The following is a 26142-nucleotide window of genomic DNA, read 5'->3' on the forward strand; positions in this document are numbered from 1 at the left end:
CCACCGGCGCGCCGCGAGGCACGCCGGTGGCCCTCGGCGGGTCTACTTGAGTTCGACCAGCCGTGCCAGGTAAGTCGTATCCCCGACATTGGTCAGCATGTGCACAGCGCCCGGGTCCCGGTAGACCACTCCGCCGGTGGGCTCGTCGGCGTCGATCCGGGTGCCGTCGATGGTCTGCACGACGTTCTTGGCGCCCTCGATCGCCACCACCAGGTAGGGGTGGTCGTGCCGGTGCAGCGGCTGCCGCTCGCCCGGCTCAAGGCGGATGTGCCAGACCCGGACCCTGTCGTTCTCGAAGACGATCTCCTGGCCGACCGGCCCGAGTTCGGTTCCGTCGATCACGTCGGTCATAGTGCTCCGTCCAGTTGGGGCAGCACCTCGGCGGCGATCAGCTCGAGGTGGTCGAGATCGTCGAAGTCGATCAGGCGCAGGTGGACCCGGGTGGTGCCGATCGCGGCGAACTCACCGAGCCGCTGCGCGAGCTGCGCGGGGGAGCCGACCACCGGGTCCTCCGGTGGCAGCGCGCTCTTCTCGTGCAGAGGCGCGGCCCGACGCTGGGCCTCCGCGTCGGTCCGGCCGATGGCGACGACGATCCCGGCGGAGAGCACCAACGGCGCACGCCCGGAAGCCGTCCGTCCGGTGCGCTCACACGTCTCGCGCACCCGGTCGTACGCCTCGGCGGTGGCGGCCACGGACTTGAACGGCATGTTGAACTCGTCGGCGTACCGGGCGGCCAGTTCGGGAGTGCGCTTGGGGCCACGCCCGCCCACGATGATCGGCGGGCCGGGCACCTGCACCGGCTTGGGCAGGGCGGGAGCGTCCACCAGCCGGTAGTGGTCGCCGGTGAAGCTGTAGGTCTCGCCGGGCGGGGTTCCCCACAATCCGGTGATCACCTCAAGCTGCTCTGCCAGCCGGTCGAAGCGCTCGCCGACAGCCGGGAACGGGATTCCGTACGAGGTGTGCTCGCGCTCGTACCAGCCGGCGCCGATGCCGAGGTCGACCCGACCACCGCTCATCTGATCGACCTGCGCGACCATCACCGCGAGCGGGCCGGGCAGGCGGAACGTGGCCGACGTCACCAGGGTGCCGAGTCGGATCCGCTCGGTCTCCCGGGCCAGCGCGGCGAGGGTCAGCCAGGCGTCAGTGGGGCCGGGCAGGCCCGGATCGGCACCCATCGACTGGTAGTGGTCGGCGCGGAGGAAGCCCTCGTAGCCACAGGCCTCGACCAGCCGGGCGAACCGGAGCTGGGTGTCGTAGCTGGCGCCACGGTTCGGCTCGGTGAAGACCGACACCCGCATGGTCAGTGTCCTTCCGCGCCGGCGGTGGCCGGCTGTTCGCGTTCCATCAGCAGTTCGTGCAGGTCGGCGCTGACCTGGGCGACGTCGGCCAGGTGGGCGTTGCGGCCCAGGGTGCGGGGCCGGGGGATGGTCACGTCGACGACCTTGCGGATCCGGCCGGGGCGGGGGCTCAGCACGACCACCCGGTCGGCGAGCAGCACCGCCTCGTCGATCGAGTGGGTGACGAAGACGATTGTCGGCTTGTTCTCCATGTGCACCCGCTGGAGTTCGCCGGACAGTTCCTCGCGGGTGAGCGCGTCCAGTGCGGAGAACGGCTCGTCCATCAGCATCACCCGGGGCTCACCGATCAACGACCGGCACAGCGACACCCGCTGCTGCATGCCGCCGGAGAGCTCGTGGGGCAGCCGCTTCTCGAAGCCGGCCAACCCGGCGACGTCGAGCAGTTGCTGGGCCCGCTCCCGGTGCTTGGCGCGGCTCCAGCCGAAGATCTCCACGGGCAGCAGGACGTTGTCCAGCACGGTGCGCCAGGGCAGCAGCGCCGGCTTCTGGAACAGCATGGCGATGTCCTGGCGGGGGCGGGCGATCGGCGTACCGGCGACGGTGATCTCCCCGGCGCTCAGCGGGAGCAGCCCGGCGATCAGCCGCAGCAGTGTGGACTTGCCGCAGCCGGAGCGGCCTAGCACCGCGACGAACTCGCCCTCGGCGACGTCGAGGTTGATGCCGCGCAGCGCCTCCACCCGGCCGGATCGGCCCTCGAAGGTACGGGACACCCCGGACAGTCGGATCATCTCCGGCGCACCTCCGCTGAGTGGACGGTCAGGAATCCGACAAAGGCTAACCGCCCTGTCGAGGTATGGGACCGGCTGGGGTGGTCGTCAGGTTGTTTCCGTTCCGCAACCCGATGCGCCTGGCGTCGGGAGTGTGGGTTTCTCGTACGCTGTGCCCGCGAAGAGTCCCCCCACGACGGCGGAGCCGGCTTCCACCCCTCCCGCCGGCCCGTCATAACAACCCCCTCCGGTGGCCTGCCGGCCCCGGTCGGAAAGGACATGGTGCAACTGATGAGAAGGCTGACCCGTACGGTCGCTACGGCCGCGCTGGCCACCGCCCTCGCCCTTGTCTCCGCCTGCAGCAGCGGGTCGGATTCGGCCGACGATGCCAAGGGCGGCGACGGGGCGACGCTGACGAAGGTGACCTACCTCACCTCGTTCGGCAACTTCGGCCGTGACTCCTACGCCTGGGTGGCGAAGGACAAGGGCTTCTTCAAGGAAGCCGGTTTCGACGTCGAGATCAAGGCCGGTCAGGGCACCGGTGGTGTGATCCAGACCGTCGTCGGCGGCCAGGCCGACTTCGGCCCGATCGACCTCACCGGCGGCCTGCTCCAGCTCGGCAACGGCCAGGCGAAGGACTTCACCGCGGTGGCCGCGATCCAGCAGCGCACCATGGCGGGCATCGCCACCGTCGAGGGCAAGAACATCAGCTCGCCGAAGGACCTGGAGGGCAAGAAGCTCGCCGACACCCCCGGGTCCGTGGTGCGCAACCTCTTCCCGACGTACGCCCGGCTCGCCGGTGTGGACGCGAGCAAGGTGACCTGGGTCAACGGTGAGGCGCAGAACCTGATCGGCACGCTGGCCGCGGGTTCGGTCGACGGCATCGGTCAGTTCGTCGTCGGTCAGCCGACCATCGAGGCGGTGGCCAAGAAGAAGGCAGTCATGCTGCCGTACAGCAACGTGATGCAGGACCTCTACGGCAACGTGCTGATCACCTCCTCGAAGATCGCCAAGGAGAAGCCCGAGATGGTGAAGAAGTTCACCGCGGCGCTGCTCAAGGGCCTGGAGTACAGCCTGGCGAACTCCAAGGAGGCCGCCGACATCCTGAAGAAGAACGTCGACGCCACCAACCCGGTCTCCGCCGCCGCCGAGCTGGAGCTGATGGCCGCGTACGTCCGTTCCGGCAACACCGGCACCGCGATCGGCACCCTGGACAGCGGTCGGGTCGCCAAGAGCATCGCCATCCTGCAGGGCGCTGGCGCGCTGAAGCAGAACATCACCCCCGAGCAGATCATCGACTTCAGCCTCGCGCCGAAGGCCTGATCGTCCGGTCGTCATCAGGGGGTACGTCCCGCCGATCCCGGTGGGGCGTACCCCCGTCGCTCGTCGGCCCCCGGCGGGCCGTGGGATTTCGAGGAGGACAGAGATGACCGACGTCCGGTCAGCGGACCCGGCGGTGGCGGAACCCCCGCCCCCGAGTGGCGGCCCTGAAGCGGGACGCGTGGGTCGAGGTGCCGGTCTTCGGGCCGGGGCCGACGCCGTGCTGCCCGCTGTCGGCATCCTGGTCGCGCTGGCGGCGTGGTGGCTGATCGCCCGGCTGGAGCTGGTCCACCCCGCCGCCCTGCCGCCGCCCGGCGACGTGCTCACCGCGTTCGTCGACAAGCCGGCGCAGCTGCTGGAGCACACCTGGGACACCACGTTGGAGATCCTGACCGGGTTCGCCCTGTCGGTGGCCGCCGGTGTGTTGATCGGGCTCTCCCTGGCCAGTTCCCGCACTGTGGAGCGGATGTTCACGCCGCTGCTGGTGGCGGTGAACGCGGTGCCGAAGATCACGCTGGGCCCGCTGCTGGTGGTGGCGCTCGGCTGGGGCCAGAAGCCGATCCTGACCATGGTGTTCCTGCTCTGCTTCTTCCCGATCGTGCTCTCCACGGCGACCGGGTTGACCACCACGCCGTCCGACCTGGCCGAGCTGGTGCGTTCCTGGAACGCCTCCCGCTGGCAGGCGTTCCGCAAGGTACGTTTCCCGGCCGCGCTGCCGCAGATCTTCGTCGGGCTCAAGGTGGCCATGCCACTGGCCGCGATCGGTGCGGTGATCGGTGAGTTCCAGGCGGGCGAGAGCGGCCTCGGCTACGTCATCACGCAGTACGCCGGCGTCGGCGACACCGCCACCGCCTGGGCGGCGATCATGCTGGTGGCGCTGGTGAGCATCCTGCTCTACTCGGCGCTCCTGCTGATCGAGCGGTTCGCCCTGCCCTGGGTACGCGAGACCACAAGCAGCCGCTGACCCACCAGCGCCAAGGCAGGATCAACACCAGGAAACGCGAAGGGCCGGCCTCCCGTTGAGGAGGCCGGCCCGTTTCATCGACACCCGACCCGGCACCCCGACGAACCCGCCAGATGCAAGGCCCGAGCGTTACCCAGCCAACCGCCAGCGACCGTTGCGGGCGACCAGCGTGGTGAGCGCCTGCGGCATCAGGCCGCTGTGGTTGTCCGGCGTCATGCGGATCGGGCCGGAGAGGCCGTCCATCTGGGACGTCTCCAGCACGTCCCGGAGGCCGTTGCGGTCCACCTTCCCGATCTCACCACCGGCGCGCAGTTCGGCGTCGGCGATCAGCTGGACGGCGTCCGCGGCGAACGACGAGGACCCGTTGTAGCCGCCGAAGCGGGCCGTGTAGTCCTGGAACCACTGCCGCCGCGCCGCCTTGGCCGGCGTGGTCGCGATCACGTCATCGATCACCATGGTCTGCGTGAAGATCAGCGTGGCCTTCTCGGTCGCCTTGGCCGCCGCGCCGAGGAAGAGGTCCCCGGCCGCCGCCGCGTCGAAGTAGATCGACCCACGGAAGATGGTCTGCTGGACGCTGGTGGCGGCAAGTGTCGCCTGCTCCGGCGGGGTCCAGAAGACCATCGCGTCGGGCTTGCCCGACGCGAGCTGCTGGACCTGCCGGCTGACGTCGGTGTCGGTGGTCTTGATCCGCTGCTGTCGGAGTGTGATGTTGGCCTTGTCCAGCTCGTTCTTGAGCGCGGTGGCGCCCTCCTGGCCGTAGTCGTCGTCGCTGACCAGCATCCCCACCTTGCGGATGTTGTTGCGGCGCAGTTCGGTGGTCAGCGCGGCGGCGCTGTCCGGGGCGTTGGGGCCCAGCTTGAACACGTAGCGCCGTTCGGCGGCCGGCGCGGCGATCGCGCCGGAAGCGGCTAGCGCAATGGTGGGAATCCGCTTCTCGTTGATGGTGCCGACCGCTCCGACAGCGCATTCGTTGCAGCCGCCCATGATGATGGCGCTGACCTTCGAATCGCTGCTGAAGTCGACGATGTTGCGAAGTGACTCGGCCGAGTCGGAACGGTTGTCCTTCACCTTCAGGTCGATCTTCCGGCCGTTCAGTGCTCCGGAGGCGTTCAACTGATCGACCTTGAGTTTGAGGGCTCGCTGGTATGTCCGGCCAACAGTGGCCGCGGCGCCGGAGAGTTCGAGATCGGCAGCGATCACGATCGGACTCGTGTCCTTCTCCGCCTCGCCAAACTGGCAGCCGGTGAGCGTGGTGGCCACTACGGCCGATGCGAGCGCCGCGATGGTCGCGGAGCGGATGGGGCTCAACTCAGTCCTCCAGGTGCGGGCGCGGGCGCTGCCCGGTCACCGCCGCTAATCCGTCCTCAGTGGAGGACGGGATCTCCTCTGCCGTACGGTGTGCGCGAAGCCTGCAAAACCTTGCCAATGGCCGGCGCTGTGGTCAAGCGCGGACCCCGGCAGCATTTTCGGGACGGCCATCCCACATGCTGGGGTAACGCAATGTTTGCAAAAGCTCACTTTGCATACACGCGTGACCACTCTGGAGTTACATGCCCTGTTCAGGGGCTTGCGGAAATGAAGGTATCAGTTGCCCGGATCACGGGATGCGCTCCGTCCGACCGTTTCCTACCTCACTGCGGCTTCCCAAACACGATCATCTCTGATGAAATCGCGGCCGTGCCGCGCGTGGTCCCCTCCGCTTACGGCATGGCTCGGCGGCTCAGGCGGGGAAGAAACGACGGAGGCGATGTCGTGAGCACCGGACCGACGACCCTGCCCGCGCTCGGCGACAGCGGTCGGCCTGCGCGCCGACGGATGCCGAGACTGCGCGATGCCCGGATCCGGTCCAAGTTGGCGTTGATTCTGGTCGTCCCGGTGGCGGCGGTGATCGCGCTGGCCACGGTCCGCCTGATCTCCGTCGGCGAGGGCGCGTTCGACGCCACCCGGGCCCGGTCACTGACGGCCCTTTCGGTAGACGTCAGTGCCCTGACCCAGGACCTCCAGGCCGAACGGATGGCCGCGGCCGCCTACCTCGCCGCTCCGCAGCAGCCGGCCGACGCGTACAACCTGCGGGTCCGCCAGACGCAGCAACGGGTGGACGAGTACCGCGCCGAGCGGGGCCGGATCGGCGACGTGCCGACCGCCCTGCGGGACCGGCTGGCCGCCATCGACGACCACCTGGCCACCCTGGACGGCACCCGTCAGGAGGTGCTGGACCGCCGGCAGATGGCGGTCGCCGAGGCGGTGCTCCGCTACGGAGTCATCCTCACCGACCTGGTCTCGTACGGTGACGGCCTGGCCCAACTGCCCGGCGACGAGAGCCTGGCGGACAGCCGCCGCGCGGTCGCCGCGTTCGCCCGCGCCAAGGCTTCCGTCGCCGAGGAAGAGGCCGTCGCCTTCACCGCGCTGACGGCCGGCCAGCTCGACTCGGAGCAGTTCTCCTCCTTCGTGGCGACGTTGACTGGTCAGCAGGAGGCCCTGGTCGCCTTCTCGCTGGCCGCCGACCCGGTGCAGCGCGCCCTGGTCGACAGCACCGTCTCCGGCGACGCGGTCGGCCTGGCCGACCGGGTGGCCACCGACATCACCCGCTCGGTCGGGCAGCGTCCGCTGGTTACCGCTCAGGACGCCACCGCTGCGATCGGCGCGGTGAACGACCTGATGCGCTGGGCCGAGATCCAACTGCAGGACCGACTGTTCCAGCAGGCCGACCAGGCCCGCTCGGACGTCATCCGGCAGGCGGTGGTCGAGTCGGTCCTGGTGCTGTTGACCCTGATCATCGCCGTGTCGCTGGCAGTGGTGCTGGCCCGCTCGCTCAACCACTCGCTGCGCCGACTGCGCGAGGGCGCTCTCTCGGTGGCCAACCACGACCTGCCCGACGCCGTGCAGCGGCTGCAGAACATGGGCAGCGTGGGTGACGGCGGGGTGGACGAGATCGTCCGCCAGGTCCGGGACCCCATCCAGCTCAACACCCGCGATGAGGTCGGTCAGGTGGCACTGGCCTTCAACGTCGTACACCGGGAGGCGGTGCGGGTCGCCGCCGAGCAGGCGGCACTGCGTACCAGCGTTTCGGCGATGTTCCTCAACCTGGCCCGCCGTAGTCAGACCCTGGTCGACCGGATGATCGGCGAGCTGGACGCGATCGAGCGCGGCGAGGAGGACCCGAAGCGGCTCGCGCAGCTCTTCGAACTGGACCACCTGGCCACCCGAATGCGCCGCAACGACGAGAACCTGCTGGTCCTGGCCGGCGCCGACTCCGCCGCACCGCGTCACGACAACGCGCTGGTGGTGGACGTGCTGCGCGCCGCCCAGTCCGAGGTGGAGCTCTACAACCGCATCGAGTTCGGCACCGTGGACACGGACATCTCGGTGGCCGCGCACGCCGTCAACGACGTGGTACGCCTCGTCGCCGAACTGCTCGACAACGCCACCCGGTTCTCGCCGCCGAACACCACGGTGGTCGCCGACGGTCGCCGGATCCGCGACTACGTGCTGATCCAGATCGAGGACCGCGGGCTCGGCCTCACCGACGACCAGCTCGACTCGCTCAACCGGCGGCTGGCAGCCCCGCCGAGCGTCGACGTCGCCGCGTTCCGACTGATGGGTCTGGCCGTCGTGAGCCGGCTCGCCTCCCGCTACGGCATCCGGGTGGAGTTGCGCCGCAACGTCGAGGGCGGCACCGTCGCCCAGGTGACGTTGCCCGCCGCCACCGTGGTGCTACCCACCAACCGGGGCCGCGAGCAGGTCCTCACCCGGCCGCGTCAGCCGATGGCAGTGGAGCAGGCGCCGCTCTCCCCGGCCGGCCACGCCGAGCAGTTCGCCGGTGCCGCCACGACGGCGGCGACGCTGCCCGACCAGTGGCGGACCAGCACGCCGGCACCCGCCCAGTGGCAGTCGCCGCTGAACTCGCGGGACACCACCCCGGCCGTGCAGGCGGGTGGCTACACCGGTCCGCGCTCGACCATGCCACCGGCCCCCGCCGCCCCCGCACCCGCCGCCCCGCTCCCACCGGCCCAGCCGGCCTACGGCAACGGCGCGGGCGCCTCGCTGGGCAGCCCGACAGTGGCCTACCCGACCGTCGACCCGCTGCCCCGACGCGGCTCCGCCCCGGACACCGCTGACACCGCGGATGGACGCGGTGCCCAGGGCCTCCCGGTCGGACCGGTCGCCGGGCCGAGCACCGTGGCACCGCCGGCCGTTCCGTCGGTGCCCGCCGCTCCGGTCAGCACGCGGCCCGACTTCCCAGCCGAGGCGCCGATCTTCCGGGAGATGGAGGCGGTCTGGTTCCGGTCGCACGGCGACGACGCCACCGCGATCTTCACTCGGCCCAACTTCGATGAGCCGCCCGCGCCCGCCACCACCGCGGCGGCCGACGCCGGCCTGCGTACCGGCAACGGCGGCTCACCCAGCGCCGGGTCGGTGCCGGCCGCGTCGCCGGCCCGACCGAAACTGCCGACCCGTACCCCGGGCAGCTCCGGCACCGACGGGACGGCAACCCCGGGCGCCGACGGCCTCGGGGCCACAATGGACGGGTTCGGGGCACGGACGTCGGCACCGCCGACGTACACCCCGGCCCCGGCCGGCCGGACGGCTCCGCCCGCGCCCGCCCCCGCGCCCGCCCCCGACCCGGCGGCCTGGCGTACGGCGGCGGACGAGGGCTGGTCCCGGGCCAGCCGGGCTGCCGAGCCGGCTCCCGCCGGGACCACCCGCTCCGGGTTGCCCAAGCGGGTGCCGCAGCAACAGCTCGTGCCGGGTGGCATCGAACCGAAGAGTGGCCGGGACCGCAGCCGGCGGACCCCGGATGAAGTACGTGGTCTGCTGTCGGCCTACCACCGCGGTGTGCAACGCGGCCGCACGGCCGGAACGGACCTGAACAGCACCTCGACCAAGGAGAGCCGATGAACAGGCCAGCTGCCATGCAGGACATGGGTTGGCTGCTCACCAACTTCGCCGACAGCGTGGCGGGCATCGCCCACGTGGTGGCGGTGTCCGCCGACGGGCTGCTGCTCGCGTCCTCCCGGGATCTGCCGGGAGACCGGGCGGACCAGCTCGCCGCGATCACCTCCGGGGTGGTGAGCCTGACCGAGGGCGCGGCCCGGATGTTCAGCGCGGGCGGGGTGTTGCAGACAGTCATCGAGATGGACAGCGGGTATCTCTTCCTGATGTCGATCAGCGACGGCTCCTCGATGGCAGTGCTGGCCGCCCGCAGCTGCGACGTGGGCCAGGTCGGCTACGAGATGGCGCTGCTGGTCGAGCGCGTGGGTGCCGCGCTGGTGCCGCTGCCGCGCGACGCGGTGCGCTCTTAGGACCGGAAGGCGGCGCTCGTTCCGAGCGCCGGACCAGGGACGAGAGGCGGCGCAGTCCGGCTCAGCAGGGGACGAGGAGGTGATCGGGAATGGACCAACGACGCGCTGACCCGCGTGGCGCGCTGGTGCGTCCGTACGCGGTCACCCGTGGTCGTACCGAGCCCCGGCAGGACATCGCTCTCGAGGCCGTCCTGACCGCCTCTCCCACCCAGGTCGCCGAGTCCCGCTTCGCCGGGCACGACAAGCACCGCATCGCCACGGTCTGTGAGGGCCGAGCACAGTCGCTGGCGGAGATCGCCGCGTATACCCGGATGCCGCTGGGCGTCGCCCGGGTGTTGGTCGCCGACATGGTGGCCGAGAGCCTGCTGACGTTACACACTGCTGCTCCCGCCGAGGGGTTCGAGGAGCGGATGGAACTGCTTGGAAGGGTGCTAAGTGGACTTCGCAGGCTATGACCCCGCAGGGGGGCGGCCGGGCCGGGGAATCGTCTCCGCGAAGATCGTCGTCGCGGGCGGCTTCGGCGTCGGTAAGACAACACTGGTCGGGGCGATCTCCGAGATCACACCCCTGACCACCGAGGCGTTGATGACCGCGGCGGGTGTCGGCATCGACGATCCGTCCAAGGTGCCGGGCAAGGAGACCACCACGGTCGCCATGGACTTCGGCCGCATCACGATGGCCCAGGACCTGATCCTGTACCTCTTCGGTACACCGGGTCAGACTCGGTTCTGGTTCATGTGGGACGAGATCATCCGGGGGGCGGTGGGTGCCGCCGTGCTGGTGGACACCCGCCGGATCACCGACGCCTTCGCCCCGCTGGACTACTTCGAGAACCGCAACCTGCCGTACGTGGTGGCGCTGAACAAGTTCGACGGCGCACCGCAGTACGAGGCCGAGGAGGTCCGCGAAGCGCTGGCCATCTCGCCGCAGGTGCCGCTGGTGATGACCGACGCCCGGCAGCGGGACTCGGTCAAGCAGGTGCTGGTGACGGTGGTCGAGCACGCCATGCTCCGGCTCCAGTCGGAGCACGGGCGGGGCTTCCCGACGCCGGTCGGCTGAAACGTCGCGTCACGGCCGGCTCGCGACGGCCGGCCGTGACGCCTTCAGGGCGTGTGGCGAAGCCCTCTGCCGGACAGCCGTCCGGCCTCGACCGGGGACTTCGGCACACTCCCTAGTCGACCCGGAGTCGGTAGCCGCGCTTCACCACTGTCTGCACCACGCGGGGTGCGCGCAGGCCGGCCCGTAGCCGGGCGACGGCCATCTCCACGGCGTGCTCGTCCGCGCCCCGGGGCAGCGTCCTCAGCAACGCCGTGCGGGACAACACCCGACCCGGGGTCTGGGCCAGCGCCCGCAGCACCGCCATCGGCGCGGGCGCGAGTGGCCGCAGCTCGCCGTCGATCACTGCGGCGTGCCCGCGCAACGTGAGCAGGTGCCCGCCGGCCTTGAACGTCACTGTCCGGCGGGGCAACTCGTCGACGATGGTCCGCACCAGCGCGCCCAACCGGGCCCGACCGGGCGCGCTCACCGGCACCCCGTGCCGCAGCAGCGGCTCGGCGGTCACCGCCCCGACGCAGCTGGCGAGCACGTCGCTGCGCAACGCGGACAAAACCGCGTCGGTGCGGTCCCCGGCGGCCCGCAGCAACGCCTCGGCCGCCGGCGCCGAGGTGAACGTCACCGCGTCCACCAGCCGACCGGCGATCAGGTCGATCAGCCGGTGCAGCGGCGCCGGATCGGTCGGCGGCGCCCAGCGGTAGACCGGCACCTCGATGACAGTGGCGCCCGCAGCCTCCAGCGCGAGCGTGCACTCGGGCTGCCGCTCGCCGTGCAACTGCATGGCGATGACCTGCCCGGCCACGCCGCGCCGACGCAGGTGGTCGACCACCTCGTCGCAGCTTTCCGAGGCGGGCGACCACTGGTCGTGCAGCCCGGCCGCCCGGATCGCGCCGCGTGCCTTCGGGCCGCGCGCCACCACATACGAGCTGGCCAACACGGAGCGCAGCGGCTCGGCCAGCCCCCAGCCCTCGGCCGCCTCCAACCAGCCGCGCATGCCGATGCCGGTGTTCGCCATCAGGATGTCCGGCGGCTGGTCGAGGCAGGCGCGGGTCGCCTCGCGCAGCTCGGTGTCGTCGGACAGCGGCACGATCCGCAGCGCCGGGGCGAGCACCACCCGGGCGCCCCGGCGTTCGAGCAGCGCGGCCAACTCGTCGCGCCGCCGGTCGGCGGTCACCCCGATGGTGAAGCCCGCCAGTTCTTCCCGCATCAACCCTCCTGTCGCAGCCGCACCTCGACCAGCCCGTTGCGGCAACGTGCGTCGTGTCGGGCCACTGCCACCCCGGGCAGGTCGAGGCAGTGTCCGCTGCGCAGGTCGTACACCTGCTTGTGCAGCGGTGACGCCACAGTCGGCACTCCGCCACGGCTGCCGACGATGCCCCGGGACAGCACGTACGCCCCGGAGACCGGATCGCGGTTGTCGATGGCGAACAGCTCGTCGGCGGTCCGGAAGAGGGCGATCTGTACCCCGTCGACCAGGGCGGCGACGCCCCGGTCCGGTTCCAACCTGTCGAGCAGGCAGACGGTGGTCCAGGTCAGCGTGAGGGTTTGGGTCATCGCCGTACCTCCGGTAGGCCGAGGGTGACCGGTTGCCGACGGTGACCGTTGGTCGGCTCAGATCCGGTCGGGGACTGGTCGCGTAGGGGAACCAGCTGGCCGCGTTCCCGGGTGAAGGTGATCGACGGGTCCGGTACGTCGGGGGCGTTGACGAAGGAGGTGTAGCGGCGCAGCCGATCCGGGTCGTCCAGGACATCGCGCCACTCGTCGGAGTACGACGACACGTGGTGGGCCATCGCCGCGTCGAGGTCCTCGCAGAGTCCGAGCGAGTCGTCCACGATCACCGAGCGCAGGTGGTCCAGGCCACCGTCCATCGCCTCGATCCAGCCGGCGGTGCGTTGCAGCCGGTCGGCGGTGCGGATGTAATAGATCAAAAATCTATCGATCATTCGAATCAGTGCCTCTGTCGAAAGATCAGTGGCGAACAGGTCGGCGTGCCGGGGGCGGAACCCGCCGTTGCCGCCGACGTAGAGATTCCAACCGGTCTCGGTGGCGATGATGCCGAAGTCCTTGCTGCGCGCCTCCGCGCACTCCCGGGCGCAACCGGAGACCGCCGACTTCAGCTTGTGCGGTGCGCGCAGCCCGCGATAGCGCAGCTCCAGCGCGACGGCAAGCCCCACCGAGTCCTGCACCCCGTACCGGCACCAGGTCTCGCCCACGCACGACTTCACGGTGCGCAGCGCCTTGCCGTACGCGTGCCCGGACTCGAAGCCGGCGTCGACCAGCCGCCGCCAGATCTGCGGTAGCTGCTCCACCCGTGCCCCGAACAGGTCGATCCGCTGCCCACCGGTGATCTTGGTGTAGAGCTGGAAGTCCCGGGCGACCTCGCCGATCACGATCAGCTTCTCCGGGGTGATCTCGCCGCCCGGGATCCGAGGCACCACCGAGTAGCTGCCGTCGCGTTGCAGGTTGGCCAGGAAGTGGTCGTTGGTGTCCTGCAACGACGCCTGTTCACCGTCGAGCACGTGCCCGCTGCCCAGCGAGGCGAGGATCGACGCCACCACCGGCTTGCAGATGTCGCAGCCGCGGCCCCGACCGTGCTCGGCGACCAGCCGGGAGAAGGTGCGGATGCCACGGACACGGACGATTTCGAACAGCTCCCGCCGGCTGACGTCGAAGTGCTCGCAGAGCGCGCTGGACTGCGCCACCCCGGCCGCGTCCAGGAGTTGCTTCAGCATCGGCACGCAGGAGCCGCAACTGGTGCCGGCCCTGGTGCACGCCTTCAACGCCGGCACGTCAGCGCAACCGTCGGCGATGGCGGCGTCCACGTCGCCCCGGGTCACCGCGTTGCAGGAGCAGACCTGCGCGGCGGCGGGCAGCGCCCCGGCGTCCGCGCCGCCGCCGTCGGGGGCGAGCAGCGCCAGCGGCGCGGCCGGCAGCGGGCCGCCCACACTGGCCCGCAGCGTCGGGTACGCGCTGGCGTCACCCACCAGGACCCCGCCGAGCAGGGTGTGCGCGTCGTCGGAGAGAACCAGCTTCGCGTAGACCCGGGTGGCCGGGTCGGTGAACGTGACGTCCAGGCAGCCCTCTGTCGTACCGTGGGCGTCGCCGAACGAGGCCACGTCGACGCCGAGCAGCTTGAGTTTGGTGGCGGTGTCCGCGCCCGGGAAGGTCGCCGCGCCGCCGACCAGCCGGTCGGCCACCACCTCGGCTGTCGCGTACCCCGGAGCGACCAGACCGTGGCAGGTGCCCTCGACAGCCGCGCACTCGCCGACCGCCCAGATCCGCTCGTCGGCGGTACGACAGGTCGCGTCGACAAGCACGCCGCCGCGCGGTCCCAGCGGCAGACCGGCGTCCCTGGCCAACTGGTCCCGGGGCCGGATGCCGGCGGCCACCACCACCAGCTCGGCGTCGAGGGCGGTGCCGTCGGAGAGTTCCAGGGCCGCGACGCCGCCGTCCGGGCCGGAACGGATCGCCGTGGTCGCCACCCCGAGATGCGTCCGTACGCCCAACTCGTCGACGTAGCGGCGGAGCATCGCGCCGCCGGCCTGGTCCACCTGCACCGGCATCAACCGGGGCGCGAACTCGACCACGTCGGTGCTCAGGCCGAGCAGCCGCAGGGCGTTCGCGGCCTCCAGACCGAGCAGCCCGCCACCGATCACCGCGCCGACCCGCCGGCCCCGCGCGTACGCCCGGATCGCCGCCAGATCGTCGAGGGTCCGGTAGACGAAGACCCCGGGCAGCTCCGTGCCGGCCACCGGCGGCACGAACGCGTACGACCCGGTGGCGAACACCAACGCGTCATAGCGGTATTCGCCGACGGCTGTGGTCACCACCTGCCGGTCCCGGTCGATGGCGGTGGCCGGCTCGCCGAGTCGCAGCCGCACCCCGTCGTGCGGGGTGTGCAGGTTGAGTTCGCCCTCGCTCACCCCGTCGAAGTACGCCGAGAGCCGCACCCGGTCGTACGCCGGGCGCCCCTCCTCGGCCAGCACTGTCACCCGCCAGTTGCCGTGTGGGTCACGGGCGCGCAGCGCGTCCACGAAACGCTGCCCGACCATGCCGTTGCCGATGACGACCAGTTCGCCGCCGCTCATCGCGTCACCTCCACCGATTCCGCCTGGCTCAGCCAGTCGACAATGCCGCTCACCGCGTCCCGGCATCCGCCGCATCCGGTGCCGGCCCTGGTCGCGGCCACCACCGCATCGACAGTCCGGGCGCCGGAGCGCCAGCTTCTGACCAGTGCGCCCTTGCTCACCGTGTTGCACTGACAGACCGTTGCCGCGTCCGGCATCAGCGCCGGTGAGGCGGCCGGGGTCGCGCCGACCGCGCCCAGTGCCCGGCCGAGCAGCAGTGCCCGTCGGTCACTCGGCACCGGCTGACCACGGTCGAAGAGTTGGATCACAGTGCCGACCGCCGGGTTGTCGCCGAGCAGGATCGCCCCGATCAGCCGCTCGTCCCGGATCCGCAAACGGGCGTAGGTGCCCCGGGTCGGGTCAGCGAAGGTCAACTCCTCGCCCGGCCCGCCACTGGCAGCCTCACCCATGGAGGCAAGGTCGATCCCGGCGGCCTTCAGCCGGGTCACCACCGGCCGGGGCCGGTACCGGGCCAGTGGGTCCGTCCCGGTCAGCACGTCCGCGAGCACCTGGGCCTGGGCCCAGGCGGGCGCGACCAGCCCGGTGAGCACGCCGTCGTGCTCGGCGCAGTCGCCGATCGCAGAGATGGACCGGTCGCTGGTGCGCAGCCGGTCGTCCACCACCACGCCGCGCCGCACCGTCAGGCCGGCGGCCTGCGCGAGGGCGGTGTCCGGGCGTACGCCACAGGAGAGCACCAGCAGGTCGGCGCGGAGCGACGTGCCGTCGGCCAGGTCGAGGCGGACACCGCTGGCATCCGCGGCCACTCCGGTCGCCGACACCCCCAGTTGGACGGTGACGCCGAAACCGGCGAGCGTGCCCGCGAGCACAGCGCCGGCAGCCGGGTCCAGTTGCCGGTCCATCAGGTGCTCTTTCGGGTGCACCACAGTGGTGGCCAGCCCTCGGGTGGCCAGCCCTCGGGCGGCCTCCAGGCCGAGCAACCCACCGCCGAGCACCAGCGCGCTGCGGGCGCCGTCCGCTGCGGCGAGGATCCGCCGGCAGTCGTCAAGGGTCCGGAAGGGGACCACCCGCTCCGGCAGGTTCGCCGGGTCGAGGCCGGGCAGTGGCGGCACCACCGCACGGGCGCCGGTGGCCAGCACCAGGTGGTCGTACCCGATTCGTTCGCCGTCGTCGGTGCGGACCTCCCGGGCGGACCTGTCGACGGCGATCACTGGTACGCCGCTGCGCAGGTCGACGCCGTGCCCGGCGGCTTCGGTCAGCTCCACGTCGGGCTCGTCGATCCGGCCGGCAAGCAGGGTGGAGAGCAGGATCCGGTTGTACGCGCGGTGCGGCTCGGCCCCGAGCACTGTGACCTTCCGGTCTCCCTCCCGGGCGTGCAGCTCACCGGCGAGGCGCGCGCCCGCCATCCCGTTGCCGACGATGACCACCCGCGCGGTCATGCCTTCTCCACCCGGACCGCACAGATCTTGAACTCGGGCATCCCGGAGATCGGGTCCACAGCGTCGTTGGTCACCGAGTTGGCGCGTCCCGCCCCGGCGTAGTGGAACGGGGCGAACACGGTGTCGGGTCGGATCCCGGCGCTGAGCCGGGCCGGCGCGCTGAACTCACCTCGGCGCGAGGTGACCCGCACCGGGTCGCCGTCGTCGATGCCCAGCCGGCTGGCCAGGTCGGGGTGCAGTTCGACGAACGCCTCCGGGGCGGCGCGCCGCAGCGCGGCCACCCGTCGGGTCTGGGTGCCCGACTGGTACTGCGCCAGCACCCGACCGGTGGTGAAGTGCAGCGGGTACGTGGCGCAGACCTCCTCGGCGGCCGGCCGATGGTCGACGGGGTGGAAGCGGGCCCGGCCGTCCGGGGTGGCGAACCGGTCGGCGAAGAGTCGGGGTGTGTCCGGCCCGTCCTCCGTCGGGCAGGGCCAGTAGACCCCGTCGTCGGCGTCGATCCGGTCCCAGCTGATGCCGGCGTAGTCGGCGGCCCCACCGGCGGAGGCGCGGCGCAGCTCGGCGAAGACGGCCGCCGGGTCGGCCGGGAACCGAGCCGCCGCGACGGCGGCCGGTCGCACGCCGGTCGGGTTGGCGTCGGTCGGGTCGGCGTCGGTCGGGGTGGCGTTCGGCGACTCGGCGTCGGCCAGCCGCGCCGCCAGGTCGGAGATGATGGCGAGGTCGGTCCGGACGCCCGGCGGGGGCGGCCGTAGCGCGCGCCGACGCAGCACCCGACCTTCCAGGTTGGTCATGGTGCCGTCCTCCTCGGCCCACTGCGCGGTGGGCAACACCACGTCCGCCAGCGCGGCCGTCTCGGAGAGCAGGAGGTCCGCGACGACCAGCAGGTCGAGGTCGCGCAGTCGGCCTTCGATCCGGGCCGCCCGGGGTGCCGAGACCACCGGGTTCGACCCGAACACCAGCAACGCGCGCGGGCCACCCGGGGTGCCGAGCGAGTCGAGCAGTTTGTAGGCGGGCACTCCCGGGCCGGGCAGTTCGTCGGCCGACACGCCCCAGACCCCGGCCACGTGCTCGCGGGCCGCCGGGTCGTCGATCCGTCGGTAGCCGGGCAGTTGGTCGGCCTTCTGCCCGTGCTCCCGCCCGCCCTGGCCGTTGCCCTGGCCGGTGAGGCAGCCGTACCCCGAACCGTCGCGGCCGGGCAGACCGAGGGCGAGGGCGAGATTGACGTACGCGGTGACGGTGTCCACCCCCTTGGCGTGCTGCTCGGCGCCGCGCGCGGTCAGGATGATCACGCGACCGCCGGTGCCCAGCGCTCGGGCGGTCGCCTCCAGGTCGGCCACCGGCACCCCGGAGAGCTGTTCCGCGCGGGCCGGCCACCAGGCGGCGACGCCTCGGCGGACCGCGTCGAATCCGCTGGTGCGGTCGGCCACGTAGGCTCGGTCGACCCAACCTTCGGTGAGGGCGATGTGCAGCAACGCGTTGGCCACCGCGAGGTCGGTGCCGGGCAGCGGTTGCAGGTGCAGGTCGGCCTGGCGGGCGGTGGCGGTGACCCGGGGGTCGATGACGATCAGTTTTCCGCCGTCGCGGCGCTGCTCGGTGAGCCAGCGCACCAGCGGCGGCATGGTCTCCGCCGGGTTCGCTCCGACAAGCAGCAGGGTGTCGGCCCGACCCAGGTCGGCGAGGGGGAACGGCAGCCCACGGTCGATGCCGAAGGCGCGCATCCCGGCGGCTGCCGCCGAGGACATGCAGAACCGTCCGTTGTAGTCGATGTGCCGGGTGCGCAGCCCGATCCGGGCGAACTTTCCCAACGCGTACGCCTTCTCGTTGGTCAGGCCCCCACCGCCGAAGACGGCGACCGCGTCCCGGCCGGCGTGGTCCTGGACGGCGCGGATGCCGGCGACCACCCGGTCGAGCGCGGTGTCCCAGCTCGCCGGGTGCAGTTCGCCGGTGGCCGCGTCACGCACCAGCGGGGTGGTTAGTCGCTCCGGGTGGTCGAGCAGTTCGGCGGCGGTCCAACCCTTCTGGCAGAGCCCGCCCCGGTTCGTGGGGAACTGGCGCGGGTGGACCGTCACCCCGGCGTCGTCCGCGCGCAGCGTCATCCCGCACTGCAATGCGCAGTAGGGGCAGTGCGTCGCCACTTCCCGGGGCGTCAGCCCCGGCGGAGTCGCCGACCGTGCACCGTCTGTCATGTCGGGAAAGCGTGCCGCCGGGCGGTTTCCGGTCCGGGTCCCTTCTGTTTCGGTCCTGTCAAGTGGGGCTCACACCGCACAGGGGCAGCGCGCGCGTTGGAGGGTGCGCCTCGGAGCCTTTGGAGCTGAATCGCTGACGACATCGGCGGTTGATTCGTTTGCGACATCAGCTCCAAAGGGCAGCGCACTTCCTCCTTGGAGGTGGTCAGCGCAGATCGGCCCGGCGTGGTCGGCGGGTCAGAGACAGCCAGCCCAGGAAACGGGCGTGCAGTGCTCGCGGGTCAGGACGAAGGCCCAGGGAGTACAGGTCGTCGACCGCGTCCTGCATGTTCGCTGCCAGATAGAACGCCAGGGCGATCGAGTGGCCGTAGAACTCGGTCGCGAAATGTAGCTGAGCCGGCGGGCAAGGCCAGGCAGCGGCGCAGTTACGGCAGAGCCACGCCGGGCGTATCGGAAGGTGCGGGCGAGGGCGGCGCGTCATCCGACCCTCGCCGGGCCGCGCTTGACGGTCGGGTGCGTGGTCGGGCGACGAGCCACCGGGGCGAGCAGGTCCGGCCAGATCAGGCCCGAGGGCATCACGAACAGGGACCGATGCGCGACCGCGTCACCATTCGCGGCCAGCTCGTAAGCGTCGATCCACAGCCACCCGTCGTACGTCGGCCAGTCGAGAACGCGAATCACGCGGACGAAGATCGGGCGCAGGAACTGCACACTCGCGGCGCGGGTCAGATGCAGGACGTCACCCGCTTGCGGCTTCCGCGGTGTGGGCTTCGGCGTGGGTCTCCGATCAGGCGGCTCGTCCGGCACGGTGCTCTCCCCTGGTCGTCACTGTGGGAAGGGGCCGCCCCGTGGTGCTCACCCGCTCAGATCTTGGACAGTTTCCGTTCTGACGTAACGGAAACTGTCCAAGATCTGCGCAGGTCCAGGGCGGCCCCGCTACGAACGCGTCCGCCGGGCCTCGGATCCCTACCGGCCGCGCCGTCTGCCGACTACATTGCCGAGAGCGATGGGATCAGTACACGACGTAGCTCTATTCCCAGGGACGTTCGGGACGTTCATCGTGGAGGCAGGATGAATCATGCACTTCGAACGGCCATGGCCGAAGCTGGCGAGACAGCCGAGAGCCTGGCAGCTCAGACGGGCGTAGACCCGAAAACGGCAGCGCGTTGGATTAGCCCGGGACGCGTGCCGCAGCCCCGTCGACGCGCAAAGCTGGCCGCGCTCCTCGGGAGGGACGTTGGGGACCTCTGGCCGGATGTCCTCAGGCGGCGGGAGCCGCAATGGTTGCGCGAGTGGGTCGACTGGGAACGTGAAGCCCTTGCGATTCGCTGGTTCGAGCACACCTGGGTGCCCGGCCTCTTGCAGACTGAGGCGTACGCGCGGGCGACATTGGCAGGCGAAGCGTTGACGGTGAGCGAAGTTGATGATGTGGTCGCGTCCCGCATCGACCGACAGGCGATTCTCCGCCGTGAACGCCCACCCCTGCTGACCGCAGTCGTACACGAACTAGTCCTGCACCAGTCGGCATACGGCGATCGACCGCTGATGCGTGAGCAGGTTGCTCACCTCGCCGAGTGCGCGCTTCTGCCCGCTGTGCAGGTGCTCGTCGTGCCGCAGGACGTCGGGATGTATCCGGGCCTTGGCGGGGGCTTCATCGTGGCCGAGCTGCCCGACGGCGAGCAGGTCGCACATATTGACAGCCAGGTGCGAGCGCAGATCGTAAATGGAGCTGCGGACGTTGCTACGCTGAGTCGCAGATGGGAGCGCATCAGAAGCGATGCCCTTTCCCGTCAACAATCCCTCGACCTGATCAGGAAAGCAGCGGGATCATGGACATGACCGGCGCGCAGTGGCGTAAGAGCACGAAGAGCGGAAACAACGGCGGCTCGTGCGTCGAGGTTGCCGACAACCTCCCCGGCATCGTCCTTGTCCGCGACACCAAGGACCGCGACGGCGGGACGCTGACCTTCGGGCCGGCAGCGTGGGCCGGCTTCGTCGACCTGGCGAAGGCGATCGGCCCCGTCGGCTGACCAATGCAGTACGTACGGCCCCCGGTGTCCTGGAGATCCCAAGGAACCGGGGGCTTTCGTGTGTCCAGGAGCAGCGGACCGCATCGCGCAGCGCCTATAATGTGGGAAATCTGTCTCACTGGATGGGAGTCCACGATGAGCGTGACGGACGTCTTCGACGCGGTGGCCGGCACGTACGACGAGTCGCGTAGGCGGCTGATCCCGTGCTTCGACGCCTTCTACGGCACCGCCGTCCAGGTGGCCGCGCCGCCGTTGCGGGCCGCGCTCGCCGCCGGACGTACCCCGGAGGTGTTGGATCTGGGTGCCGGAACCGGCCTGCTCTCCCTGCTGCTGTCCGCAGCGGTGCCCGGGGTCCGGCTGACCCTGGTGGACGGAGCGCCGGCGATGCTCGCCCGCGCCACCGACCAGTTGGACGCGCGGTCCGTGCCACACCGAACGGTCCACGCCGACCTGGCCGACGACCTGCCGCCGGGCCGGTACGACGCGGTGGTCAGCGCGCTGGCGATCCACCACCTGGACGACGCCGGCAAGCGTGCGCTCTACCGGCGGGCCGCCGCCGCGCTGGCACCGGGCGGGGTGTTCGTCAACGCCGAGCAGGTCGCCGGCCCGACCCCGGAGCTGGACCGCCGATACGACGAGGTGTGGCAGGAGCGGATCACCGAGCTGGGTGCGTCCCCCGACGAGATCGCGGCCTCCCGGGAGCGGATGCGCCACGACCTCCCGGCCACCGTGGCCGACCAGTGCCGGTGGCTCGCCGAGGCGGGCCTGGCCGACGTCGACTGCTACTTCAAGGAGTGGCGCTTCGCGGTGTTCGGCGGCCGGGCCGGGTAAGCCCCCGGAATGTGCGTTTCGCCGCCCGGGGGTGAGCCGGTGAGCGCACCGATGACTGTTGGTCATACCCGTGGGTAGTCTGCTCGGCATGACTGCCAAGGTGACTCTCTCGTTCACGGACGAGACGATCGAGGAGGCGCGGCGGTTCGCCAAGCGCGAGGGGCTGTCGCTCTCCGCGTGGATGGACCAGGCCGCCCGGGAGAAGGCGCTGCGCGAGGTCTTCACCGCGCATGCCGCTGCCGTGGGCCGCGCCAGCCTGGATCTTGAGTCCGCCGCGCTCGCCGACGCCCGCGAGGTGGGCATGGTCAACGACCTGTTCTCCGGCGGACGGCCGCGTGCTGCGTAGGGGTGAGATCTGGCGCATCGAGGGCGCCCGGGAACGCCTCGGCCTCGTGATCAGCTCGGACGTCTACAACTCCACAGACGTGCCCATCGTGATCGTGGTCGAGGTGGTCGAGGAGTCGCTCCTGCGGGACTCGCCGCTCGCCGTGTCGATGGACCGGTACGTGGTGATGCCCGACCGGATCTCCTCGCCAATGAAGAAGTGGTTCACCGCGTGCGTGGACGTCGCCGACACCGACACCATGCTGAGGGTCGGCCGAGCGCTGCGCATCCTCCAGCAGCTCTGACCGCAACGGCAGCTCTGAGCACGCCGCCCCGGTGGCGTGCTCACCATCGCCACCGGGGCGTGGTGCGATCCCCGTTTCCGGCCCGACCCGCGACGGGCACTGCCAGGTAACCGGGTGTTCCTAGCGTTTCCCCTCGTCACATCGACGAGGAGGAGCCGCCGTGAGCACGCTCACCAGCACCGTAGTCACCGCCGAGCCGCCTGCCGTCACCGGTCGCCGGCAACCGCTGCACGACTGGCGCCCCGAGGACCCGGACTTCTGGCAGGCCACCGGCGCGCCGATCGCCCGGCGCAACCTCTGGGTCTCGATCTTCGCGGAGCACGTCGGCTTCTCGGTGTGGAGTCTCTGGTCGGTCACCGTGCTCTTCCTCGGCCCCGCGTACGGCATCGACCCGGCCGGGAAGTTCCTGCTCACCGCAGTGCCGGCCGCCCTGGGCGCGGTGCTGCGGCTGCCGTACACGCTTGCGGTGGCCCGCTTCGGCGGACGACGTTGGACGATGATCAGCGCACTGCTGTTGCTGGTGCCCGCGGTCCCGATGACGGTGCTGCTGGAACCCGGGGTCTCCTACACCACCCTGATGGTGCTCGCCTGCCTCACCGGCGTCGGCGGCGGCAACTTCGCCTCCTCGATGGCGAACATCAACCTGTTCTACCCCCAGCGGCTCAAGGGACGGGCGCTCGGGCTCAACGCCGGTGGCGGCAACCTGGGCGTACCCGCCGTGCAGCTGGTCGGCCTGGCGGTCCTCGCCACGGCGGGCGCCGCGTACCCCCGGTTGGTGCCGGCGGTCTACCTGCCGCTGATCGTGCTGGCCGCGCTGGCGGCGGCCCGCTGGTTGGACACGGTGCCCGGGGCGCGCAACGAGCCGGGCGCGTTGCGGGAGGCGGCCCGCGATCCGCACACCTGGGTGATGTCGCTGCTCTACATCGGCACCTTCGGCTCGTTCATCGGCTTCGGTTTCGCCTTCGGTCAGGTGCTCCAGCTCCAGTTCGCCGAGCGGTTCCCGACCCCTGTCGACGCCGCCTGGCTGACGTTCCTGGGTCCGCTGGTCGGCTCGCTGATCCGGCCTCTGGGCGGGCACCTCGCCGACCGGTTGGGCGGGGCACGGGTGACCTTCTGGAACTTCGTGGCGATGGCGGCCGGCGCGAGCACCGTGCTGTACGCGGCGCGGGAGCGTTCGTTCGGGCTCTACCTCGCCGGGTTCCTCGCCCTCTTCGTCTTCTCCGGCGTCGGCAACGGCTCCACGTACAAGATGATCCCGGCGATCTTCCGGGCCCGGTCGGCGGACGCGGTGGCCAGGGGTCAGCGTGATCCGGAGGCCGCGGCGCGGTGGGCGCGGCGGATGACCGGCGCGTTGATCGGCATCGCGGGGGCGATCGGCGCCTTCGGCGGGGTGCTGGTCAACATCGCGTTCCGCCAGTCGTTCCTCAGCTCGGGCAACGCCGACGCCGCCTACCTGGCCTTCATCGGCTGGTACGCGTTGTGCTTCGCGGTCACCTGGGTGGTCTTCCGCCGTCCGAGGGCCGGTCGACTCGCCAACGTGTGAGCTGAGACACCCTCGGCGCGTCGCCGCGCGGGACCGCACCCCCGTTTTGACCTGCGGACGGGGCGCCGGGTATCGTTGCCTGCTGTTGTACGACATCCAGAGGCGTGCCCCATCAGGTACGCTTGGTCGTTCGTGCGCGCTGGTCCGGCCTGCTAGATCTGGTCACCTCGGCGCGCGACCCCAGACCGACGACGAGACAAGGTAGACCTGTGCGTACGTACAGCCCGAAGCCGGGTGAGATCGAGCGTCAGTGGCACGTCATCGACGCCTCTGATGTCGTGCTGGGCCGCCTGGCCACCCACGCCGCCACGTTGCTGCGTGGTAAGCACAAGCCGACTTTCGCGCCGCACGTCGACACGGGCGACTTTGTCGTCATCGTGAACGCGGGCAAGGTTGCGTTGACCGGCAACAAGCGCCAGACCAAGGTCGCTTACCGCCACTCCGGTTACCCGGGTGGTCTGAAGCAGATCGGCTACGACGAGCTGCTGACCAAGCGTCCCGAGCGGGCCATCGAGCTGGCCGTGAAGGGGATGCTCCCGCACAACAAGCTCGGCCGTCAGCTGATCAAGAAGCTGAAGGTCTATGCCGGTGCCGAGCACCCGCACCTCGCGCAGCAGCCGGTGCCGTTCGAGATCAAGCAGATCGCGCAGTGAGCGCGGGCGAAGGAAGCAGCATGACCGACATCATCGAGACCGAGGTCACCCCGGAAGCCACCGAGGCCCCCGAGGTCACCGAGGCACCGGCGCCCGTTGCCCGCGCGCCTCGTGGTGACCGGCCGATCCAGACCGTGGGCCGCCGCAAGGAGGCCATCGTCCGGGTTCGCCTCATCCCTGGCACCGGCAAGATCACCTGCAACGGCCAGGACCTCGAGGCGTACTTCCCGAGCAAGGTGCACCAGCAGCTCATCAAGGACCCGCTGGTCACCGCCGAGAAGCCCGAGCAGTTCGACGTCATCGCCAACCTGCGTGGCGGCGGCACCACCGGCCAGGCCGGTGCGCTCCGGCTGGGCATCGCCCGCGCGTTGATCATCAACGAGCCGGACGACCGCCCGGCCCTGAAGAAGGCCGGCTTCCTCACCCGTGACGCCCGCGTCAAGGAGAGCAAGAAGTACGGTCTCAAGAAGGCCCGTAAGGCTCCCCAGTACTCGAAGCGCTGATCTTTCCCAGCGCGTTGTACTTCTGACGGACGGCCGGTCCGCCTCCCCTCGGTGGGGGAGGTGGGTCGGCCGTTCCGCTTTCTCCTCACTGGTAGTGCTCATTCGGAGGTTGGCGGGTATGGGTCGGTTGTTCGGCACGGACGGCGTACGCGGGCGGGCAAACGCGGATCTCACCCCGGAATTGGCGCTGGCGCTCGCGGTGGCCGCCGCGCACACACTCGCCGAGACGGACCGCAGTCATCCACCGCTCGCCGTGGTTGGTCGCGACACCCGCGCCAGCGGCGAGATGCTGGAGGCCGCGGTCGTCGCCGGGCTGACCAGTGCCGGCGCCAACGTGGTGCGGGTCGGCGTGCTGCCCACCCCGGCGGTGGCGTTCCTCACCGCGGAGGCCAAGGCCGACCTGGGTGTGATGCTCTCCGCGTCGCACAACCCGATGCCGGACAACGGCATCAAGCTCTTCGCCGCCGGTGGGCACAAGTTGCCCGACGAGATCGAGATGCAGATCGAGGCGGCCGTCGAGACGAACGCCACCACCGCCTGGGACCGGCCGATCGGTGCCGGCGTCGGCCGGGTGCACGACCTTCTCGACGGTGCCGACCACTACGTCCAGCACCTGGTGGGCACCGTTGGGCACCGGCTCGAGGGGATCAAGGTAGTGGTCGACTGCGCCAACGGCGCTGCCGCCGAGGTCGCCCCCGTCGCCTACCGGGAGGCCGGCGCGGAGGTCATCGCCATCCACGCGGAGCCCGACGGGCTCAACATCAACGACGACTGTGGCTCCAACCACATCGAGGCGCTGCGCGCCGCGGTGGTCGAGCACGGTGCCCACCTGGGCATCGCCCATGACGGCGACGCCGACCGCTGCCTGGCGGTCACCGCCGACGGCGACGAGGTGGACGGCGACCAGGTCATGGCGATCCTCGCGCTGGCCATGCGGGACGCCGGCACGCTCACCCAGGACACCCTGGTGGCCACCGTGATGAGCAACCTCGGGCTGCGGCTCGCGATGTCCGCGCAGGGCATCCGCCTGATCGAGACCAAGGTCGGTGACCGGTACGTGCTGGAGGAGCTGCGCGCCTCCGGGCTGGCGCTCGGCGGTGAGCAGAGCGGCCACATCGTGATGCCAGCGCACGCCACCACCGGCGACGGGGTGCTCACCGGCCTGCACCTGATGGCTCGGATGGCGGCCACCGGCCAGTCCCTCGCCGAGTTGGCCTCGGTGGTCACCAAGCTGCCCCAGGTGCTTATCAACGTGCCGGTCGGCGACCGGACCATCGGTGCCGCCGCACCCGCCGTCCGCGCCGAGGTCGAGCGGGCCGAGGCGGAGCTGGGGGAGACCGGCCGTGTGCTGCTGCGCCCGTCGGGCACCGAACCGTTGGTCCGGGTGATGGTCGAAGCGGCCACCGAGGCGACCGCCCGTGCGGTGGCCGAGCGGATCGCCGAGCTGGTCCGTACCGCGAGCCCGGTCGCCTAGGACAACTGGACGCTGTGGAGCTGAACCGTTCGCGGCATCAGCTCCACAGCCCCCGCAGGTGCCA

25 protein-coding genes are annotated in these 26142 nt (G+C 70.9%); 15 read left to right on the forward strand and 10 right to left on the reverse strand.

Going from position 1 to position 26142, the window contains the following annotated elements; translation table 11 throughout:
- Positions 1 to 42 precede the first annotated feature (42 nt).
- Genes MED01_RS06355 through MED01_RS06365 form a run of 3 tightly spaced genes read right to left on the reverse strand, consistent with a single transcriptional unit; the run spans position 43 to position 2086 of the window.
- Positions 43 to 351, reverse strand: coding sequence for a cupin domain-containing protein (locus tag MED01_RS06355; protein WP_088987605.1), 309 nt, complete (start codon positions 349 to 351; stop codon positions 43 to 45).
- Positions 348 to 1298: an LLM class F420-dependent oxidoreductase gene (locus tag MED01_RS06360; protein ID WP_238667548.1), complete on the reverse strand. Its 951-nt coding sequence runs from the start codon at positions 1296 to 1298 to the stop codon at positions 348 to 350. Before MED01_RS06360 ends, MED01_RS06355 begins: the two co-directional genes overlap by 4 nt.
- Before the next feature lie 2 nt (positions 1299 to 1300).
- The gene (locus tag MED01_RS06365) at positions 1301 to 2086 is read right to left on the reverse strand and encodes an ABC transporter ATP-binding protein (RefSeq protein WP_238667549.1); all 786 of its coding nucleotides are present in this window, start codon (positions 2084 to 2086) and stop codon (positions 1301 to 1303) included.
- Positions 2087 to 2356: 270 nt separating this feature from the next.
- On the opposite strand from MED01_RS06365, the gene MED01_RS06370 reads away from it, so the two are divergent.
- The gene (locus MED01_RS06370; RefSeq protein WP_238667550.1) at positions 2357 to 3388 is read left to right on the forward strand and encodes an ABC transporter substrate-binding protein; all 1032 of its coding nucleotides are present in this window, start codon (positions 2357 to 2359) and stop codon (positions 3386 to 3388) included.
- 103 nt (positions 3389 to 3491) lie between these two features.
- Positions 3492 to 4349 carry an ABC transporter permease gene (locus MED01_RS06375; protein WP_238667551.1) on the forward strand — a complete coding sequence of 286 codons (858 nt, stop codon included), beginning with the start codon at positions 3492 to 3494 and terminating at the stop codon, positions 4347 to 4349.
- 129 nt (positions 4350 to 4478) lie between these two features.
- On the opposite strand, the gene MED01_RS06380 is transcribed toward MED01_RS06375, so the two are convergent.
- Positions 4479 to 5657: an ABC transporter substrate-binding protein gene (locus tag MED01_RS06380; RefSeq protein WP_238667552.1), complete on the reverse strand. Its 1179-nt coding sequence runs from the start codon at positions 5655 to 5657 to the stop codon at positions 4479 to 4481.
- A gap of 444 nt (positions 5658 to 6101) precedes the next feature.
- Here MED01_RS06380 and MED01_RS06385 point away from each other — a divergent pair, with 444 nt between their 5' ends.
- The 4 genes from MED01_RS06385 (at position 6102) to MED01_RS06400 (ending at position 10711) form a co-directional block, all read left to right on the forward strand.
- Positions 6102 to 9248, forward strand: coding sequence for a sensor histidine kinase (locus MED01_RS06385; RefSeq protein ID WP_238667553.1), 3147 nt, complete (start codon positions 6102 to 6104; stop codon positions 9246 to 9248).
- Positions 9245 to 9652 (forward strand): roadblock/LC7 domain-containing protein, encoded by a 408-nt coding sequence (locus tag MED01_RS06390; protein WP_007465177.1) that lies wholly within the window; start codon positions 9245 to 9247, stop codon positions 9650 to 9652. Before MED01_RS06385 ends, MED01_RS06390 begins: the two co-directional genes overlap by 4 nt.
- A gap of 89 nt (positions 9653 to 9741) precedes the next feature.
- Positions 9742 to 10107, forward strand: a complete 366-nt coding sequence (locus MED01_RS06395; RefSeq protein WP_007465174.1) for a DUF742 domain-containing protein — start codon at positions 9742 to 9744, stop codon at positions 10105 to 10107.
- Entirely contained in the window at positions 10088 to 10711 is a 624-nt protein-coding gene (locus MED01_RS06400) for a GTP-binding protein (RefSeq protein WP_030329978.1), read from the forward strand. The genes MED01_RS06395 and MED01_RS06400 overlap by 20 nt, the downstream gene beginning before the upstream one ends.
- A 112-nt stretch (positions 10712 to 10823) precedes the next feature.
- Here the strand turns inward: MED01_RS06400 and MED01_RS06405 are convergent, their stop codons facing one another.
- The 6 genes from MED01_RS06405 to MED01_RS06430 all read right to left on the reverse strand — a co-directional run bounded on the left by MED01_RS06405 (position 10824) and on the right by MED01_RS06430 (position 19222).
- Positions 10824 to 11912: a uroporphyrinogen-III synthase gene (locus tag MED01_RS06405; protein ID WP_238667554.1), complete on the reverse strand. Its 1089-nt coding sequence runs from the start codon at positions 11910 to 11912 to the stop codon at positions 10824 to 10826.
- A complete protein-coding gene (gene nirD / locus MED01_RS06410) occupies positions 11912 to 12259 on the reverse strand; it encodes a nitrite reductase small subunit NirD (protein ID WP_091402335.1) in 348 nt (115 codons plus the stop codon). The genes MED01_RS06405 and nirD overlap by 1 nt, the downstream gene beginning before the upstream one ends.
- The gene (gene nirB / locus MED01_RS06415; RefSeq protein WP_238667555.1) at positions 12256 to 14793 is read right to left on the reverse strand and encodes a nitrite reductase large subunit NirB; all 2538 of its coding nucleotides are present in this window, start codon (positions 14791 to 14793) and stop codon (positions 12256 to 12258) included. The genes nirD and nirB overlap by 4 nt, the downstream gene beginning before the upstream one ends.
- Positions 14790 to 16229, reverse strand: coding sequence for an FAD-dependent oxidoreductase (locus MED01_RS06420; protein ID WP_238667556.1), 1440 nt, complete (start codon positions 16227 to 16229; stop codon positions 14790 to 14792). The genes nirB and MED01_RS06420 overlap by 4 nt, the downstream gene beginning before the upstream one ends.
- The gene (locus tag MED01_RS06425; protein WP_238667557.1) at positions 16226 to 18415 is read right to left on the reverse strand and encodes a molybdopterin oxidoreductase family protein; all 2190 of its coding nucleotides are present in this window, start codon (positions 18413 to 18415) and stop codon (positions 16226 to 16228) included. The genes MED01_RS06420 and MED01_RS06425 overlap by 4 nt, the downstream gene beginning before the upstream one ends.
- Before the next feature lie 477 nt (positions 18416 to 18892).
- Positions 18893 to 19222 (reverse strand): hypothetical protein, encoded by a 330-nt coding sequence (locus MED01_RS06430; RefSeq protein ID WP_238667559.1) that lies wholly within the window; start codon positions 19220 to 19222, stop codon positions 18893 to 18895.
- A 264-nt stretch (positions 19223 to 19486) separates the two neighbouring features.
- Between MED01_RS06430 and MED01_RS06435 the strand changes: the two genes are divergently transcribed.
- The 9 genes from MED01_RS06435 to glmM all read left to right on the forward strand — a co-directional run bounded on the left by MED01_RS06435 (position 19487) and on the right by glmM (position 26078).
- Complete coding sequence (locus MED01_RS06435) at positions 19487 to 20254, forward strand: helix-turn-helix domain-containing protein (protein ID WP_238667560.1); 768 nt, start codon at positions 19487 to 19489, stop codon at positions 20252 to 20254.
- Positions 20251 to 20445: a DUF397 domain-containing protein gene (locus tag MED01_RS06440; RefSeq protein WP_238667621.1), complete on the forward strand. Its 195-nt coding sequence runs from the start codon at positions 20251 to 20253 to the stop codon at positions 20443 to 20445. Before MED01_RS06435 ends, MED01_RS06440 begins: the two co-directional genes overlap by 4 nt.
- Before the next feature lie 135 nt (positions 20446 to 20580).
- Positions 20581 to 21276, forward strand: a complete 696-nt coding sequence (locus MED01_RS06445; RefSeq protein ID WP_238667561.1) for a class I SAM-dependent methyltransferase — start codon at positions 20581 to 20583, stop codon at positions 21274 to 21276.
- Between the two features lie 88 nt (positions 21277 to 21364).
- Positions 21365 to 21622, forward strand: a complete 258-nt coding sequence (locus MED01_RS06450; protein ID WP_091403518.1) for a DUF6364 family protein — start codon at positions 21365 to 21367, stop codon at positions 21620 to 21622.
- On the forward strand, positions 21612 to 21905 hold the full coding sequence (locus MED01_RS06455) for a hypothetical protein (protein ID WP_238667563.1): 294 nt from the start codon (positions 21612 to 21614) through the stop codon (positions 21903 to 21905). The genes MED01_RS06450 and MED01_RS06455 overlap by 11 nt, the downstream gene beginning before the upstream one ends.
- Before the next feature lie 160 nt (positions 21906 to 22065).
- Positions 22066 to 23448 (forward strand): nitrate/nitrite transporter, encoded by a 1383-nt coding sequence (locus MED01_RS06460; protein WP_238667564.1) that lies wholly within the window; start codon positions 22066 to 22068, stop codon positions 23446 to 23448.
- A gap of 209 nt (positions 23449 to 23657) precedes the next feature.
- A complete protein-coding gene (gene rplM, locus MED01_RS06465; RefSeq protein ID WP_053653864.1) occupies positions 23658 to 24101 on the forward strand; it encodes a 50S ribosomal protein L13 in 444 nt (147 codons plus the stop codon).
- Between the two features lie 20 nt (positions 24102 to 24121).
- On the forward strand, positions 24122 to 24604 hold the full coding sequence (rpsI, locus tag MED01_RS06470; RefSeq protein ID WP_238667566.1) for a 30S ribosomal protein S9: 483 nt from the start codon (positions 24122 to 24124) through the stop codon (positions 24602 to 24604).
- Positions 24605 to 24722: 118 nt separating this feature from the next.
- Positions 24723 to 26078, forward strand: coding sequence for a phosphoglucosamine mutase (gene glmM, locus MED01_RS06475; protein WP_238667568.1), 1356 nt, complete (start codon positions 24723 to 24725; stop codon positions 26076 to 26078).
- Positions 26079 to 26142 lie beyond the last annotated feature (64 nt).

It is taken from the genome of Micromonospora alfalfae (genome assembly GCF_022230925.1).
Classification (GTDB): Bacteria; Actinomycetota; Actinomycetes; order Mycobacteriales; family Micromonosporaceae; genus Micromonospora; species Micromonospora alfalfae.

Bases quoted from the DNA above. Each gene is read 5' to 3' on its own strand.
- nirB (WP_238667555.1), bottom strand. From the start codon at position 14,793: ATGAGCGGCGGCGAACTGGTCGTCATCGGCAACGGCATGGTCGGGCAG.
- MED01_RS06355 (WP_088987605.1), bottom strand. From the start codon at position 351: ATGACCGACGTGATCGACGGAACCGAACTCGGGCCGGTCGGCCAGGAG.
- MED01_RS06365 (WP_238667549.1), bottom strand. From the start codon at position 2,086: ATGATCCGACTGTCCGGGGTGTCCCGTACCTTCGAGGGCCGATCCGGC.
- MED01_RS06450 (WP_091403518.1), top strand. From the start codon at position 21,365: ATGACTGCCAAGGTGACTCTCTCGTTCACGGACGAGACGATCGAGGAG.
- MED01_RS06445 (WP_238667561.1), top strand. From the start codon at position 20,581: ATGAGCGTGACGGACGTCTTCGACGCGGTGGCCGGCACGTACGACGAG.
- MED01_RS06375 (WP_238667551.1), top strand. From the start codon at position 3,492: ATGACCGACGTCCGGTCAGCGGACCCGGCGGTGGCGGAACCCCCGCCC.
- MED01_RS06425 (WP_238667557.1), bottom strand. From the start codon at position 18,415: ATGACAGACGGTGCACGGTCGGCGACTCCGCCGGGGCTGACGCCCCGG.
- rpsI (WP_238667566.1), top strand. From the start codon at position 24,122: ATGACCGACATCATCGAGACCGAGGTCACCCCGGAAGCCACCGAGGCC.
- MED01_RS06395 (WP_007465174.1), top strand. From the start codon at position 9,742: ATGGACCAACGACGCGCTGACCCGCGTGGCGCGCTGGTGCGTCCGTAC.
- nirD (WP_091402335.1), bottom strand. From the start codon at position 12,259: ATGACCCAAACCCTCACGCTGACCTGGACCACCGTCTGCCTGCTCGAC.
- MED01_RS06435 (WP_238667560.1), top strand. From the start codon at position 19,487: ATGAATCATGCACTTCGAACGGCCATGGCCGAAGCTGGCGAGACAGCC.
- MED01_RS06420 (WP_238667556.1), bottom strand. From the start codon at position 16,229: ATGACCGCGCGGGTGGTCATCGTCGGCAACGGGATGGCGGGCGCGCGC.
- MED01_RS06370 (WP_238667550.1), top strand. From the start codon at position 2,357: ATGAGAAGGCTGACCCGTACGGTCGCTACGGCCGCGCTGGCCACCGCC.
- glmM (WP_238667568.1), top strand. From the start codon at position 24,723: ATGGGTCGGTTGTTCGGCACGGACGGCGTACGCGGGCGGGCAAACGCG.
- MED01_RS06440 (WP_238667621.1), top strand. From the start codon at position 20,251: ATGACCGGCGCGCAGTGGCGTAAGAGCACGAAGAGCGGAAACAACGGC.
- MED01_RS06360 (WP_238667548.1), bottom strand. From the start codon at position 1,298: ATGCGGGTGTCGGTCTTCACCGAGCCGAACCGTGGCGCCAGCTACGAC.
- MED01_RS06390 (WP_007465177.1), top strand. From the start codon at position 9,245: ATGAACAGGCCAGCTGCCATGCAGGACATGGGTTGGCTGCTCACCAAC.
- MED01_RS06405 (WP_238667554.1), bottom strand. From the start codon at position 11,912: ATGCGGGAAGAACTGGCGGGCTTCACCATCGGGGTGACCGCCGACCGG.